Raw genomic sequence first — 15,427 nt, forward strand, 5'->3', positions numbered from 1 at the left:
TACAGTTTGTACAGGATAGGCGGGAGCCATTGAAACCGGAGCGCTAGCTTCGGTGGAGGCGCTGGTGGGATACCGCCCTGACTGTATTGAAATTCTAACCTACGGGTCTTATCGACCCGGGAGACAGTGTCAGGTGGGCAGTTTGACTGGGGCGGTCGCCTCCTAAAGTGTAACGGAGGCGCCCAAAGGTTCCCTCAGAATGGTTGGAAATCATTCGTAGAGTGCAAAGGCATAAGGGAGCTTGACTGCGAGACCTACAAGTCGAGCAGGGACGAAAGTCGGGCTTAGTGATCCGGTGGTTCCGCATGGAAGGGCCATCGCTCAACGGATAAAAGCTACCCCGGGGATAACAGGCTTATCTCCCCCAAGAGTCCACATCGACGGGGAGGTTTGGCACCTCGATGTCGGCTCATCGCATCCTGGGGCTGTAGTCGGTCCCAAGGGTTGGGCTGTTCGCCCATTAAAGCGGTACGCGAGCTGGGTTCAGAACGTCGTGAGACAGTTCGGTCCCTATCCGTCGTGGGCGTAGGAAATTTGAGAGGAGCTGTCCTTAGTACGAGAGGACCGGGATGGACGCACCGCTGGTGTACCAGTTGTTCTGCCAAGGGCATAGCTGGGTAGCTATGTGCGGAAGGGATAAGTGCTGAAAGCATCTAAGCATGAAGCCCCCCTCAAGATGAGATTTCCCATAGCGTAAGCTAGTAAGATCCCTGAAAGATGATCAGGTTGATAGGTTCGAGGTGGAAGCATGGTGACATGTGGAGCTGACGAATACTAATAGATCGAGGACTTAACCATATAATATGTAGCAAATGTTATCTAGTTTTGAAGGAATATGCCTTCATAGTTTGGTGATGATGGCAGAGAGGTCACACCCGTTCCCATACCGAACACGGAAGTTAAGCTCTCTAGCGCCGATGGTAGTTGGGACCTTGTCCCTGTGAGAGTAGGACGTTGCCAGGCTAATATTATTCCGCAGTAGCTCAGTGGTAGAGCTATCGGCTGTTAACCGATCGGTCGTAGGTTCGAGTCCTACCTGCGGAGCCATTATGCTTCCATAGCTCAGCTGGTAGAGCACTTCCATGGTAAGGAAGAGGTCACCGGTTCAAGCCCGGTTGGAAGCTTGGGAATAGGTTTAAAACTTTTTTGGCCCGTTGGTCAAGTGGTTAAGACACCGCCCTTTCACGGCGGTAACACGGGTTCGAATCCCGTACGGGTCACCACTTTTGGAGGATTAGCTCAGCTGGGAGAGCACCTGCCTTACAAGCAGGGGGTCGGCGGTTCGATCCCGTCATCCTCCACCATATATATTTAAAATGTCGGAGGGGTAGCGAAGTGGCTAAACGCGGCGGACTGTAAATCCGCTCCTTCGGGTTCGGCAGTTCGAATCTGCCCCCCTCCACCATTTTCTTTAAAATAACCTGAGAGGGTTTATTTTTTTGAAAAGATAACCATACTAGTAAATATTAATGGGCTATAGCCAAGCGGTAAGGCAACGGACTTTGACTCCGTCATGCGCTGGTTCGAATCCAGCTAGCCCAGCCATTTACGAGCCATTAGCTCAGTTGGTAGAGCATCTGACTTTTAATCAGAGGGTCGAAGGTTCGAGTCCTTCATGGCTCATCATTTTTGCGGAAGTAGTTCAGTGGTAGAATACAACCTTGCCAAGGTTGGGGTCGCGGGTTCGAATCCCGTCTTCCGCTTAATTAATAAGGGGCCTTAGCTCAGCTGGGAGAGCGCCTGCCTTGCACGCAGGAGGTCAGCGGTTCGATCCCGCTAGGCTCCATCTAAATAAAAAAGCTTACATCATACGATGTAAGCTTTTTTTGTGTTTAAAAAGACAACTTTTATACTTGTCGTTTAAAATGAAGAAAACGTAAAAATAAGGGATGGGGAGATAATTGTGAAAGTTGTTATTGCATCTGATTCATATAAAGAAAGCCTAAAAGCTATAGAAGTATGTGGAGCTATTGAAAGAGGTTTTAGAGCAATTTTTCCTAATGCAGAGTATGTGAAAATACCAATTGGAGATGGAGGAGAAGGGACGGTTGAATCACTTGTTGATGCTACAGGGGGGAGAATTATATCAATTAGTGTGACAGGACCGCTTAGAGAAGGTATACAAGCTTTTTATGGCATTTCTAAAGATAAAAAGACAGCGTTTATTGAAATGGCAGCAGCATCAGGATTACAGCACGTTCCAGTTGAAAAGCGCAACCCACTTATTACAACGACAAAAGGAACAGGAGAACTTATATTACATGCGCTAAATCAAGGAGTGGAGTACATAATTTTAGGACTTGGAGGAAGTGCTACAAATGATGGCGGGGCAGGTATGTTAGCGGCTTTAGGAGTAAGGTTTATAAATGGTAAGGGTGAAGTAATAGATCCATCTGGAGGCACATTACACTCGATTGTTACTATTGATTTTTCACGAATGGACCCACGCTTAAAGGGGGTAAAGATAGAAGCGGCATGTGATGTGGATAATCCATTAGTCGGAATGCAGGGAGCATCTTTCGTATTTGGGAGACAAAAGGGTGCAAATATAGAGATGATGAAAGAGCTAGATGAAAATTTACAACATTATGCGAATATGCTTAAACGATATGTATCTTTTGATGTATCTGAAATACCTGGTGCAGGGGCAGCGGGAGGAATGTTAGCGGCTGTTATTTCAGTGTTAAAGGGAGACTTGCGTAGGGGCATTGAAATTGTATTAGATTATACAAATTTCGATAAACATATAGAAGATGCAAATCTTATTATAACTGGTGAAGGTAGAATAGATAAACAAACTGCATATGGAAAGGCTCCTGTGGGTGTTGCGGGGCGTGCAAAACGTTTTTCTGTGCCTGTAATTGCTATTGGAGGGTCTGTATCATCTGATTATTCAGCTGTGTACGAGAAAGGAATAGATGCGGTATTTAGTATTACAACGAGACCGATGACACTAGAAGAAGCATATAAAGTAGCAGAAGAAAATATTGAAATGACAACGAAGAATATTGCAACAGTATGGAAAATAGCATCAGAAAAACACTTCTAAATATAGGAGTGTTTTATTATTATTTAATAATAGTGATTGCGATTGTTTCATTAAGTTAACTTTATACATAGAATAGTCTTAAAATTTGGTTTTCAACGTGAATATAAGTGAATAAATTGTATATCCATACAGAAAAATGTCGAGTTGAGTCAGACTATATAAAAGATTTAAAATATTTAGTGAAGGCATAAAAGGGGGATACTATCTATGAAAAAAGAAATCTCAGTTATTGGAGTTCCAATGGATTTAGGACAGATGCGTCGTGGAGTTGATATGGGACCGAGCGCGATCCGTTATGCAGGGGTAATTGAAAGAATTGAAGAAATTGGATATGACGTTAAAGATATGGGAGATATATGTATAGAGAGAGAAAATGAGATAGATGAAAATACAAAATTAAGAAACCTTACACAAGTTGCAACTGTATGTAATGAATTAGCAAGTAAGGTGGATCATATTATAGAAGAAGGTCGTTTTCCACTTGTATTAGGTGGTGACCATAGTATTGCTATCGGTACATTAGCTGGTGTAGCAAAACATTATAAAAACTTAGGCGTTATTTGGTATGATGCACACGGTGATTTAAATACAGAGGAAACTTCACCATCTGGAAATATTCATGGTATGTCACTTGCAGCAAGTTTAGGTTATGGACATTCTTCACTTGTAGATTTATACGGAGCATATCCAAAGGTGAAAAAAGAGAATGTCGTAATTATCGGTGCGCGTGCATTGGATGAAGGAGAAAAAGATTTCATTCGCAATGAAGGTATTAAAGTGTTCTCAATGCATGAAATTGATCGTATGGGGATGACGGCTGTGATGGAAGAAACAATCGCATATTTATCTCATACCGATGGTGTACACTTATCATTAGATTTAGATGGTCTTGATCCTCATGATGCACCAGGTGTTGGAACACCTGTAATTGGCGGTCTATCTTATCGTGAAAGTCATTTGGCGATGGAAATGTTAGCAGAAGCTGATATTATCACATCTGCTGAATTTGTTGAGGTAAATACGATTTTAGATGAGAGAAATAGAACGGCAACAACAGCAGTTGCTTTAATGGGTTCTTTATTCGGTGAAAAACTAAAATAAATGTAAGAAAAGCAACTGAGAAGTTGCTTTTTTTATTTGAAAATAAGCGTATAATAATGATTTATATTATACTGTACAATAAAAATGTTTGACATCTTACCAATTTGAGCTAAAGGGGGTTGTTTGTAATTGTCGTTTGTTTCATGTATGGTATAATTAACTAGTTGTTGGAAATACATACAGATAGAGCATAAAACAATATTTCAATATATGGATAGAATTGCTCGTAAGTAGGAGGAAGGGATAGCATGCCTTTTGAAGATACGACCATTTTGAAATATCTTAGTACGGCATTAGATATTGCCATTGTATGGTTTATTATATATAAGCTAATTCTTATAATCCGAGGGACGAAAGCTGTTCAACTTTTAAAAGGGATTACAGTTATTATCGTCGTTAAGATGATCAGTATTTTCCTTGAATTGCGTACGCTATCTTGGCTAACTGAACAAGTATTAACGTGGGGATTTTTAGCCGTTATTATTATCTTTCAGCCAGAATTGCGAAGAGCACTTGAGCAGCTAGGGCGCGGGAGTTTATTTTCGCGTGTTGGAACGCATGAGGATGATGAACCTGAAATGGTTGCAACAGCGATAGCAAAAGCAACCGAATATATGGGGAAACGTAGAATTGGTGCATTAATTACTTTGTCAAAAGAGACCGGTATGGGTGATTATGTGGAAACGGGTATTCCGCTTAATGCAAACGTATCATCGGAATTACTTATTAATATTTTTATTCCAAATACACCTCTTCATGACGGAGCGGTAATTATGCAAGGAAGTACAATTAAAGCAGCAGCATGCTATCTTCCATTATCAGAAAGTCCGTTTATTTCTAAAGAATTAGGAACTAGACATCGTGCTGCAATGGGAGTTAGTGAAGTTACTGATAGTATTACAGTAGTTGTGTCTGAAGAAACTGGTCAAATTTCTTTAACGAAAAATGGTAAGTTGCATCGTGATTTGAAGACAGAACAGCTGAAAGATATGTTATTAGCTGAATTTAGTGGAAACGAAAAAACGACTTCTTCGTCTTTATGGAATTGGAGGAGAAAGCGTCATGGATAAGTTAATGGAGAATCATTGGTTTTTAAAAGGGATCTCATTACTATTGGCGTGTATGCTTTTTATGTCAGCGACGTTAACTGAAAAAAATACGACATCAGGTATATTACCTTTTGCAAATGATACGAAAGAAACATTAACTAATTATGCTATTAATCTTAAGTATGATGAGGAAAAATATATTGTAAGTGGTATTCCGGCAGAGGGCGTTAAAGTAAAATTAGAAGGCCCAAAAGCATCAGTTGCTACAGCAAAAGCAAAAAAACAATTTGACATACCGGTTGATTTGCGAGATAGTCCAAAAGGAACTTATGAGATTTCTTTAAAAACGAACGGGCTTCCAGATGATGTGAAAGGAACAGTTCAGCCATCAACAATTAAAGTTACTCTTCATGAAAAGGCGAGAAAATATGTTCATGTAGATCTGAAATTATCAAATGAGGATCAGATGCCAGCGGGGGCTACTCTAGAAAAATCAAGCCTTAAACCGGATACTGTTGAGGTAGTTGGGACGAAAGAAGAAATTGAAAGCATTTCATCTGCCAAAGCGTATGTTGATTTAAAAGGTGTTAATAAAACTGTTACAAAAACTCCCGAAGTTACATTATACAATAAAGAAGGAAAACGTTTAAATGTAAGAACAAGTCCATCTAAGATTAGTGTAACGTTGAATGTGGCAACGCAAACTACAGCCAATAATACTGAAAAAACTGTTCCTGTAACGTATACGAAGAAGGGGAGTTTAGCAGAAGGATTGGCGGTTACAAATATCAGTGTTGAACCGAGAGAAGTAACGATAGCTGGTCCAAAAGATATTTTGGATAATATACAATCTCTAGAGGGGGTCGAAGTAGATCTTAGTCAATTGACAGAGTCTACAACATTCGATGCCGCTGTTTTATTACCCAAGGGTGTAACAAGTGCAAAACCGAATCAAGTGAAGGTTTCGGTGGGAGTGCAAAAAACAAAACAAACGAAAACAAAAACGATTGATGGTATCCCAATCCAGAAAAATGGACTGTCTAAAGATGTTACTGCTCAGCTACTTTCGCCGCAAGATGGAAAGATAAGTGTTGATATTTCAGGAGAAGCAAGTATAGTAGATAAAATAACAGCTGCTCAAATAACAGCGGTAATTAATCTGCAAAATGTATCCTCAGGGACGAAAGATATTTCCATTCAAGTGAGCGGTCCTGGTAATATTTCAATAGAGCCAAAACAAAAAAGTGCTAAAGTTACTATTGTGAAGAAAGAAAAACCAGATAAAGAAGTACAGGGTAACGGTCAACAACCGGATTCAAATACGGATCAAGAAAATCAAAATGAGAAACCAAAAAATCCTGAACCTGATTCAGAAAAAGAACAGGAAAAGAATCAAAACCAAAATCAAAATCAAGATAAAGATAAAGAAACGAGTCAAGAACCAACAGTAGATAATCAAAAAGAGCAAGAAAAAGGAGCGAATCATAATGGGTAAATATTTTGGTACAGATGGAGTACGCGGAGTTGCAAATAAGGAGTTAACACCTGAATTAGCTTTCAAAATTGGACGTTTTGGTGGTTATGTATTAACAAAAGATACAGATCGTCCAAAAGTAATTATCGGTCGTGATACACGTGTATCTGGTCATATGTTAGAAGGAGCTTTAGTAGCAGGCCTATTATCAACTGGAGCAGAAGTAATGCGCCTTGGCGTTATTTCTACACCGGGCGTTGCTTATTTAACAAAAGCACTAGATGCACAAGCGGGTGTTATGATTTCTGCATCTCATAATCCAGTACAAGATAACGGTATTAAATTCTTTGGTTCAGACGGCTTTAAATTAACAGATGAGCAAGAAGCTGAGATTGAAGCTTTATTAGACAAAGAAGTTGATGAACTACCACGTCCGACAGGTACTAATCTTGGACAAGTGAGCGATTACTTTGAAGGTGGACAAAAATATTTACAGTACATTAAACAAACTGTTGAAGAAGATTTCTCTGGCCTACATATCGCTTTAGATTGTGCACATGGTGCAACTTTTTCTCTAGCTCCATACTTATTTGCAGACCTAGAAGCTGATATTTCAACAATGGGAACTTCTCCAAACGGTATGAATATTAATGAGGGTGTAGGATCTACACATCCAGAAGGCTTAGCTGAATTGGTAAAAGAAAAAGGTGCGGATATCGGACTTGCTTTTGATGGCGATGGCGACCGTTTAATTGCTGTAGACGAAAAAGGAAACATCGTTGACGGTGATCAAATTATGTTCATTTGTGCGAAATATATGAAAGAAACTGGTCAATTAAAACATAATACAGTTGTTTCAACTGTTATGAGTAACTTAGGTTTTTACAAGGCACTTGAAGCAAATAATATTACAAGTGATAAAACAGCAGTTGGTGACCGCTACGTAATGGAAGAAATGAAGCGTGGGGGTTACAACCTAGGTGGAGAACAATCAGGCCATATTATCTTACTTGATTACATTACAACTGGTGATGGAATGTTAAGTGCACTTCAACTTGTAAACATCATGAAAATGACGAAAAAGCCATTATCTGAGCTTGCAGGAGAAATGACGAAATTCCCACAATTGTTAGTAAACGTTCGTGTAACAGATAAAAAATTAGCATTAGAAAATGAAAAAATTAAAGAAATTATTCGTGTTGTAGAGGAAGAAATGAACGGTGATGGCCGTATTCTTGTTCGTCCATCTGGAACAGAGCCACTTATTCGTGTAATGGCAGAAGCACCAACACAAGAAGTTTGTGATGCATATGTACATCGCATTGTAGAAGTTGTGAAAGCCGAAGTTGGCGCTGAATAATTAGCTGAATTTATATGAAAAAGGAGCACAAAAAGTGCTCCTTTTTCATATGTTTTATAGACGATGAAAAAAATTTCATTGACGGTTTATCCATGTTTGTTATAAGATGGTCTTGTTCTTTTTCTCAAAGGAAATATTGTAAATTATAAAAGCGCCAGAACTACAAATAGTGTAGTTGACGAGGTGGGGTTTATCGAGATTTCGGCGGATGACTCCCGGTTGTTCATCACAACCGCAAACTTTTACTTAAATCATTAAGGTGACTTAGTGGACAAAGGTGAAAGTGTGATGAGAGAAGAGGAACGGATGAAAACTAGCTGTATAAGTATATACGGACTTAAACCCAATCGAGAGGAAGGTGAAAGCCGTTACAAGCTTACAGGGCTAGCAATATGTAATCCGTTTTTTAGTATAAATAAAAATGGTATCGGACTATGTCGTTACATGTTCGCAGAGCAGTGTAAGCATTTGTAACGGCGACTAAACATGTGTGGAATCGTAGGATTTATTGGAGAGCAAGATGCAAAGGAAATTTTATTAAAAGGTTTAGAAAAGCTAGAATATCGTGGATATGATTCAGCAGGTATTGCAGTACAAGCAGAGAACGGTGTTGTTGTATACAAAGAAAAAGGCCGTATCGCAAAACTTCGTGAAATCGTAGATGAGAACGTAGCAGCAAGCGTAGGTATCGGACACACACGCTGGGCTACACACGGTGTTCCAAGTAAGGTAAACGCGCATCCGCATCAAAGTACATCAAAACGCTTTACATTAGTTCATAACGGTGTAATTGAAAACTATGAATTAGTGAAAAAGGAATATTTACAAGATGTAACGTTCGTAAGTGAAACAGATACAGAGGTTATCGTACAGCTTATGGAACAACAAGTGAGCACAGGATTAAGTGTAGAAGAAGCGTTCCGTAATACGCTATCTCTTTTACATGGCTCTTATGCAATCGGATTACTTGATGCTGAAAATCCAAACATGATTTATGTTGCTAAAAACAAAAGCCCGCTATTAGTAGGTGTTGGTGACAACTTTAATGTTGTGGCAAGCGACGCTATGGCGATGTTACAAGTTACAGATCAATTTATTGAGCTAATGGATAAAGAAATCGTAATCGTAACGAAAGAAAGTATTACAATTAAAAACTTACAAGGTGAAACGATTGAACGTGCACCGTTTACAGCGGAATTAGACGCAAGTGATATTGAAAAGGGAACATATCCTCATTTCATGCTTAAAGAAATCGATGAGCAACCACTTGTAATCCGTAATATAATTCAAAAGTATCAAGATGAAAATGGCGAAATTGAATTAAATCAAGACATCCGCAATGCGATTTTAGATAGCGATCGTATTTACATCATTGCATGTGGAACGAGTTATCATGCAGGTCTTGTTGGAAAACAATTTATCGAGAAGTTTGCAAAAATGCCAGTTGAAGTACACGTGGCAAGTGAATTCTCTTACAACATGCCATTATTAACAGAAAGACCATTCTTCATTTACATTTCACAAAGTGGTGAAACAGCTGATAGCCGTGCAGTACTTGTGCAAACAAATGAAATGGGCCATAAAGCATTAACAATTACAAACGTGCCTGGTTCTACGCTTTCTCGTGAAGCTGATTATACACTTCCGTTATACGCTGGACCAGAAATTGCAGTTGCATCAACGAAAGCTTACACAGCACAGCTTGCAGTACTTTCAATTTTAGCGGCTGATATTGCTAAAGCAAAAGGTGAAGTTCTTGATTTCGATTTAACACACGAACTAGGACTTGTAGCAAATGCAATGATAGAACTTTGTGATCAAAAAGAAGAAATGGACGCATTAGCAAAACAATTTTTAGCGACAACGCGTAACTGTTTCTTCATCGGACGTAGCGTAGACTTCTACGTAGGATTAGAAGGTGCGTTAAAACTAAAAGAAATCTCTTACATCCAAGCAGAAGGATTCGCTGGAGGAGAGTTAAAACACGGTACAATCGCTTTAATCGAAAATGGTACACCAGTTATCGCACTTGCTACACAAGAGCACGTAAACCTTGGAATTCGTGGTAACGTGAAAGAAGTAGTAGCACGCGGGGCTAACCCATGTATCATTTCAATGAAAGGCTTAGAAATGGAAGGTGACAGCTTCGTATTACCAGCTGTACACGAAGCGCTAGCACCGCTAGTAGCAGTTATTCCATTACAACTTATCTCATACTACGCAGCACTTCACCGCGAGTGTGACGTTGATAAGCCACGTAACTTAGCTAAGTCTGTTACTGTTGAGTAGGAGATTGGTAGGTTAATAAGTATAGTTATACGTTTGAAATAAATTAAAACTAAGAAAAAACTCTGTAAAAATCATTTTACAGAGTTTTTTTAGTTATTTATTGTTTTACATAACAAATTGTTACTTGTTCGTCTATGTGGAAAATCTGTAACGCTTTACCATCTAAATTTTTAACCTCATATGATGAATAAATAGGTCTTTCTAATTTCACTTCTTGACCATTTTGAGTTCCTTTTTCCACCATTAGCGTTAACTGATGGGAAGAAACGTCTGCTTGGTATGTTCCTGTTAAGTAATTATCTTTATTTGGATAAGAACCATTTGCATATGTTTCAAATGTCTTATCTGCTTTTAGGACTAACGTAGTTTTGACTCCGTCTCCGTAATCAATACCCCAATTACCTACAAGCTCTGTACCGTCTTTATAGTTGTTCTGTACATTCTTAAACTTAGCGGAATCCTCGTCTGGTGTATCAATTTTTCCTTTGAATATACCAGTTTTATCTTGGGTACTGTATGTTTTAACTGTATTACCACTAGATAAACTCGGTGAGTTAGAAGAACTAGTACCACTTGTTGTAGAAGTAGTTGTTGAACCACCCTTAGCTTCCGCTTTTAACTTATTAAATACAGGTTTCCAAATGCGTTTTGCTTCATCTAATTTATTGTTTGCTTTATCTATGATTGCATCATCCGTATCTTTAAGTGTTTTAGAGTAATCAAATAACTTCGATACTTCTTTGAAAGATTCTTTTAACTTTTGAACAGCTTTTACAATTTCCTTATGATCTTCTTTGTATTTTCCTGGTGCATCTATACGCTCTATTTTATTAAATACTTTATCTAAGTCTTTAATACTATCTCGTACCTCTTCATTTGACTTACTTCCCTTTTTATTATCCCTCACAGAAGCATCATAGTAATCTAGACGTCTTAATAAGTCTTCTTCAATGTCTACCATAAGTTGTGGGTAATCCTCAGGCAAAACCATAATCATCTTAACATCTTTACTTTCTTCTTTTGAGTTAGTTGATTTTTCCTTTGTTTCAGATGATTTACCTTCTGACTTAGTTGGATTTGTTCCTTCTGTCTTAGTTTCTTTACTTTCTTGTTTACCAGATTCAGTATTTGTTTTTTCTTTTTCTCCAAATAAATTTGTTACACTACAAGCTGACATAGAAACTACTAATCCGGATGCTAGTAAAATTTTACCTGTACTCTTTTTGAAATTCTTCATATGATTTTTCAATTCTCCCTTTAAAAACATAAAATAGATGTGCTTTAGCCCCTTTAAAACTAAAAAACATACCCCTTCTATATTTATTTTATAATACCTTTCTACGTATAATATTTTACAATTAATTACAGATACGGTCAAAGTTTATCTTAGTTTAACGATGTTCACAAAAAAGATGCGAAGCTTTATTCCTTCAAGTAAAGATTCTAAGTGAGTTTGGATTAAAATTTTTTTATAAAAATCTCATACTTAGTTAAAAAGAGTGATTCTATTTTGATCAATCGTTTTTTCAAAATGAATTTTTTTGTTGTTAAATAAAGATTTGTGACTTCATTTTTATCAAATTTTATTCTAAACCAACATATAGTTATAGCTTTAAAATAAATTTACAAATTTGTATCTAAAAGGGGTGTTTTTGTGTCGAAAAAGAACATCTAGAATTGGTAAGTGGATAGAACTCCATAGATTAAAGTTTTACTTTATCGACTTCACTTTTATTTATCTGAATTTTCCGTTATCATTTTAAGTATTCGTGAACAATTTCCTTTATTACGGCAAAAAGAGATGAGAGATTTATGGACATTTCAAGGGGGTATATTGATGAAAGTGAATGAAAAAACATATCTAAGTATAGAAGAGATTATTTCATTACCAACCGTATCAAGTACAAACATAAGTGATGATGGTAAAAACGTAGCATTTGTTAAGAAGACGGCTGATTGGAAAGACAATACATATAGGAATCATGTATGGATATATGAAAAAGATAAGAAGCAGAGTTACCCATTATCAAATGGTGATATAGATAGTACACACCCATTATGGTCTCCAGATGCTAGGTGTATCGCATATCTTAGTCCAGTTGGTGATGGGAAAAATCAGATATTTGTTAAGTCACTAGATGGTTATAGAGAGGTTCAAATTACCGATGAGAAAGAAGGAGTCAGTACATTCAAATGGGGTCATACTGGCAAGGGTCTTTATTATGTTACGCAGTCAAAAGAATGTGAGGAGATAAAGAAACGTAAGGACCTATATGGAGATTTTCAACATATAGGTAAGGAACACCAGAATAATTGTTTATATTACATTGAAATAGAGAAGGTGATACAGATGAACACGAGAACAGAGTCGTTTATCAATTAACGGATGGTAAGGATTTTCATATCCATGAATTTGATATTTCAAATGATGGTAAAAAGGTTGTATTTATGGCGACACCAAGCTCAAATATGGCAGATTATATAAATGGAGATCTATACATACTCCATATTAAAACTGGAGAGCTACAAAAGCTGAATGTGGATAAGTTGTTGGGAGGGAGTGTTTGCTTTTCTCCTGACGGCAGTAAAATATGTTACACAGCAAGCATAAGAGAGAAGGATTACTATAGAAACCACATACAAGATAGTACTTTAGAGATATATGATATAAATACCGGAGAGCTAATTCAACCTGTAACAAATTTTGATAGTACGGTTATGCCATTACAGTGGACAGCTAAAGGGGTTTTAATTAGGTGGCAGAATAAAACGAATTATCTTATTGGTTTGCTAGCCGAAGATGGCACTGTGGAAATATTAAGCGAAAAAGTAGATGGCTTTATAATGGATGCTTCTATAACAAAGGATGGCAAACATATATCCTACAATAAGGCAATAACAAATGAAACCTTTGAAATCTATTTAGACGATAAAAAAATAACGGATGAAAATAGCTTTTTCAAAGGGAAACTTAGAAGTAACAGGGAAATCATCTCATGGAAAAGTAGCGATGGTCTTGAAATAGAAGGTGTTTTATCAACGCCAGTAGAGTTTGACACTAATAAAAAATATCCTTTATTAGTAGTAATTCACGGCGGTCCGGCTTGGGCATCTTTTCCGATATTTTCAGACTGCTTCAATGAGAAATATCCGATTGAACAGTTTGTTGAAAAAGGCTTTATCGTTTTAGAGCCAAATTACAGAGGAAGTTCAGGTTATGGTAATGAATTTTTAAAAGCTAACTATAGAAAACAGGGGATTGCTGACTACGGTGATGTTATATCTGGAGTGGATGAACTAGTAGAAAAAGGGATGGTAGACAAGGATAGAGTAGGAGTTATGGGATGGAGCAACGGTGGATATGTATCAGCTTTCTGTTCTACGTTTAGTAGTCGGTTTAAAGCTATTTCAGTTGGCGGTGGAATCACTAACTGGAGTACCCATTATGTAAATACAGATATACCTTACTTTATTAGAATGTATTTAGGAAATACTCCATGGAATGACCCAGAGATATATACGAAGACATCACCTATGACGTATATTAAATCAGCTTGTACGCCTACCTTAATTCAACATGGGGAAAAGGATGCAAGAATTCCAATTACAAATGCATATGATCTATATCAAGGATTAATGGATATGGAAGTTGATACAGAATTAATTATATTTAAAGGAATGGCATATAGTTCTGACCAACCAGGAGTTCATGTGGCTATTATGAAGCAGAACTTGATGTGGTTTTCACACTATATTCTTGGAGAGAGTATGGAGGGTTTTAGGAATTTGTAAGGGATGTTTGTACAAGGCATAAGGTTGAAACGGTCTTCATATTGAGATGATTTATTATAAAATATATACTTAAACTACTATCAGTACATAAATCAGGGAGGACTAATATGACAGGAAATAAAAATGACTTACTAGTAGAAAAACGTGAAGAGTTATTGAAAGTATTGCAAGCTCGTTTTGAGAAAAACATGAACCGCCATGAAGGTCTTGAATGGGCTAAAGTTGAAGCGAAGCTGACTACTAATAATGAAAAAATGTGGTCACTTAACGAAATGGAAGTAACTGGTGGTGAACCGGATGTTGTTGGTTATGATGAAGAAAAGGACGAATATACTTTCTATGATTGTTCAAAGGAGAGTCCTAAAGGCCGCAGAAGTCTTTGTTATGATCTTGAAGCGTTAGAATCAAGAAAAAAACATAAACCAGAAAATAACGTTATTGATGTTGCCAATGCTATGGGCATTGAGTTATTAACGGAAGAACAATATCGAGAGTTACAACAACTTGGAGATTTTGATATGAAATCATCGAGTTGGGTACAAACACCTTCAGATATTAGAGAGCTTGGTGGTGCTCTATTTTGCGATTATCGCTTTGGACATGTTTTCGTGTACCACAATGGAGCAGACTCTTACTATGCTGCCAGAGGTTTTCGTGGTTCGTTAAAAGTTTAAATTAGGATAAATAAGAAAAAGAGCCTATATTCAGGCTCTTTTTCTTATTTATATTTTAAAAGTAAATTGTTACTACGCAGTTTTACTTAATTTATATGTTCTGTGGTTGTTTTTACGGAAAAGTTTAGGGAAAACATAGCCATCTAATCCAATACGTCCAGCGTTCTGCCCTGCAACTAAAATGAACATAGTCAAAATAAGCAGGTTTGGGTTTACACTAACAGTTCCACTTAATAAAAATGAAAGATTCATTATGATTCCGAAAAATGCAGCTGTTTTTGTTAATCCGCCTAAAATCAAACCTAGACCTACTAAAATTTCTCCCCATTGAACTAAAAAGCTAAATAGGTCTGCGTTTGGAAGGACAAAATGTTGAAGAAAATCTGCCCACCAACTTTGTACTGCAGGATGGTCACCTGATGCTTGAGCAATAGCACCCTTTAGAAAACCGCTTGCGTCAAAAGATTGTCCGAAGACTTTGCCTATCCCAGCAGCGAGCCATGTATATCCTATGTAAAGCAGTAAAAGTAATAATATGAAAGTAGCACGTTTATCAGTTCTTAAAAAATTGATAACCATTGAAATCCCTCCAATATTGTATTTACAAGTTTATTATATATCCATTGTGAATAAATTCAC

At 37.5% G+C, this 15,427-nt stretch carries 10 protein-coding genes, 9 tRNA genes, 1 rRNA gene, 1 pseudogene and 1 other annotated feature (1 of these 22 running past the window's edge); of the genes and pseudogenes, 19 read left to right on the forward strand and 2 right to left on the reverse strand.

What is annotated here, in order from left to right; translation table 11 throughout:
- Positions 1-798 (forward strand) — a sequence feature (most likely nonfunctional fraction of RNA operon); it begins 3,473 nt to the left of the window's first position.
- Between the two features lie 49 nt (positions 799-847).
- The 17 genes from rrf to glmS all read left to right on the forward strand — a co-directional run bounded on the left by rrf (position 848) and on the right by glmS (position 10,322).
- Positions 848-963 (forward strand): 5S ribosomal RNA (rrf, locus tag V6946_RS00805).
- A 9-nt stretch (positions 964-972) separates the two neighbouring features.
- Positions 973-1,047: transfer RNA gene (locus tag V6946_RS00810), tRNA-Asn, on the forward strand.
- Between the two features lie 4 nt (positions 1,048-1,051).
- Positions 1,052-1,124, forward strand: a tRNA-Thr gene (locus tag V6946_RS00815).
- Positions 1,125-1,148: 24 nt separating this feature from the next.
- Positions 1,149-1,223: transfer RNA gene (locus V6946_RS00820), tRNA-Glu, on the forward strand.
- A 5-nt stretch (positions 1,224-1,228) separates the two neighbouring features.
- Positions 1,229-1,304 (forward strand) — tRNA-Val (locus tag V6946_RS00825).
- Positions 1,305-1,321: 17 nt separating this feature from the next.
- Positions 1,322-1,405, forward strand: a tRNA-Tyr gene (locus V6946_RS00830).
- Positions 1,406-1,470: 65 nt separating this feature from the next.
- Positions 1,471-1,545, forward strand: a tRNA-Gln gene (locus V6946_RS00835).
- 5 nt (positions 1,546-1,550) lie between these two features.
- Positions 1,551-1,623, forward strand: a tRNA-Lys gene (locus V6946_RS00840).
- Between the two features lie 8 nt (positions 1,624-1,631).
- Positions 1,632-1,703 (forward strand) — tRNA-Gly (locus V6946_RS00845).
- A gap of 10 nt (positions 1,704-1,713) precedes the next feature.
- Positions 1,714-1,786: transfer RNA gene (locus tag V6946_RS00850), tRNA-Ala, on the forward strand.
- A gap of 117 nt (positions 1,787-1,903) precedes the next feature.
- Positions 1,904-3,049 (forward strand): glycerate kinase, encoded by a 1,146-nt coding sequence (locus V6946_RS00855; RefSeq protein ID WP_366982046.1) that lies wholly within the window; start codon positions 1,904-1,906, stop codon positions 3,047-3,049.
- Between the two features lie 207 nt (positions 3,050-3,256).
- Positions 3,257-4,150 (forward strand): arginase, encoded by an 894-nt coding sequence (gene rocF / locus V6946_RS00860; protein ID WP_006915727.1) that lies wholly within the window; start codon positions 3,257-3,259, stop codon positions 4,148-4,150.
- 248 nt (positions 4,151-4,398) lie between these two features.
- On the forward strand, positions 4,399-5,220 hold the full coding sequence (gene cdaA, locus V6946_RS00865) for a diadenylate cyclase CdaA (protein ID WP_001115697.1): 822 nt from the start codon (positions 4,399-4,401) through the stop codon (positions 5,218-5,220).
- On the forward strand, positions 5,213-6,694 hold the full coding sequence (locus tag V6946_RS00870; protein ID WP_366982045.1) for a CdaR family protein: 1,482 nt from the start codon (positions 5,213-5,215) through the stop codon (positions 6,692-6,694). The genes cdaA and V6946_RS00870 overlap by 8 nt, the downstream gene beginning before the upstream one ends.
- A complete protein-coding gene (gene glmM / locus V6946_RS00875; RefSeq protein ID WP_366982044.1) occupies positions 6,687-8,033 on the forward strand; it encodes a phosphoglucosamine mutase in 1,347 nt (448 codons plus the stop codon). The genes V6946_RS00870 and glmM overlap by 8 nt, the downstream gene beginning before the upstream one ends.
- 288 nt (positions 8,034-8,321) lie before the next feature.
- Positions 8,322-8,507, forward strand: a complete 186-nt coding sequence (locus V6946_RS00880; RefSeq protein WP_001206405.1) for a hypothetical protein — start codon at positions 8,322-8,324, stop codon at positions 8,505-8,507.
- Positions 8,508-8,519: 12 nt separating this feature from the next.
- Complete coding sequence (glmS, locus tag V6946_RS00885) at positions 8,520-10,322, forward strand: glutamine--fructose-6-phosphate transaminase (isomerizing) (protein ID WP_000334163.1); 1,803 nt, start codon at positions 8,520-8,522, stop codon at positions 10,320-10,322.
- Between the two features lie 97 nt (positions 10,323-10,419).
- On the opposite strand, the gene V6946_RS00890 is transcribed toward glmS, so the two are convergent.
- Positions 10,420-11,571 (reverse strand): DUF3994 domain-containing protein, encoded by a 1,152-nt coding sequence (locus V6946_RS00890; protein ID WP_076876317.1) that lies wholly within the window; start codon positions 11,569-11,571, stop codon positions 10,420-10,422.
- Positions 11,572-12,159: 588 nt separating this feature from the next.
- Between V6946_RS00890 and V6946_RS00895 the strand changes: the two are divergent.
- Together V6946_RS00895 and V6946_RS00900 are read left to right on the forward strand one after the other, a co-directional pair.
- Positions 12,160-14,114: pseudogene (locus V6946_RS00895) on the forward strand (prolyl oligopeptidase family serine peptidase).
- A 107-nt stretch (positions 14,115-14,221) separates the two neighbouring features.
- Positions 14,222-14,788: a DUF4256 domain-containing protein gene (locus V6946_RS00900; RefSeq protein WP_000147394.1), complete on the forward strand. Its 567-nt coding sequence runs from the start codon at positions 14,222-14,224 to the stop codon at positions 14,786-14,788.
- Between the two features lie 72 nt (positions 14,789-14,860).
- Here V6946_RS00900 and V6946_RS00905 read toward each other — a convergent pair whose 3' ends face one another.
- The gene (locus V6946_RS00905) at positions 14,861-15,367 is read right to left on the reverse strand and encodes a DoxX family membrane protein (RefSeq protein WP_366982043.1); all 507 of its coding nucleotides are present in this window, start codon (positions 15,365-15,367) and stop codon (positions 14,861-14,863) included.
- Between the last annotated feature and the right edge of the window lie 60 nt (positions 15,368-15,427).

This window comes from Bacillus sp. PPSBB_2 (assembly GCF_045291115.1).
GTDB classification, from domain to species: Bacteria; Bacillota; Bacilli; order Bacillales; family Bacillaceae_G; genus Bacillus_A; species Bacillus_A cereus.

What these genes read in the sequence shown, in the direction of transcription:
- rocF (WP_006915727.1), top strand. Translation starts at nt 3,257, where the DNA reads ATGAAAAAAGAAATCTCAGTTATTGGAGTTCCAATGGATTTAGGACAG.
- cdaA (WP_001115697.1), top strand. Translation starts at nt 4,399, where the DNA reads ATGCCTTTTGAAGATACGACCATTTTGAAATATCTTAGTACGGCATTA.
- V6946_RS00870 (WP_366982045.1), top strand. Translation starts at nt 5,213, where the DNA reads ATGGATAAGTTAATGGAGAATCATTGGTTTTTAAAAGGGATCTCATTA.
- glmM (WP_366982044.1), top strand. Translation starts at nt 6,687, where the DNA reads ATGGGTAAATATTTTGGTACAGATGGAGTACGCGGAGTTGCAAATAAG.
- V6946_RS00880 (WP_001206405.1), top strand. Translation starts at nt 8,322, where the DNA reads ATGAGAGAAGAGGAACGGATGAAAACTAGCTGTATAAGTATATACGGA.
- glmS (WP_000334163.1), top strand. Translation starts at nt 8,520, where the DNA reads ATGTGTGGAATCGTAGGATTTATTGGAGAGCAAGATGCAAAGGAAATT.
- V6946_RS00900 (WP_000147394.1), top strand. Translation starts at nt 14,222, where the DNA reads ATGACAGGAAATAAAAATGACTTACTAGTAGAAAAACGTGAAGAGTTA.
- V6946_RS00905 (WP_366982043.1), bottom strand. Translation starts at nt 15,367, where the DNA reads ATGGTTATCAATTTTTTAAGAACTGATAAACGTGCTACTTTCATATTA.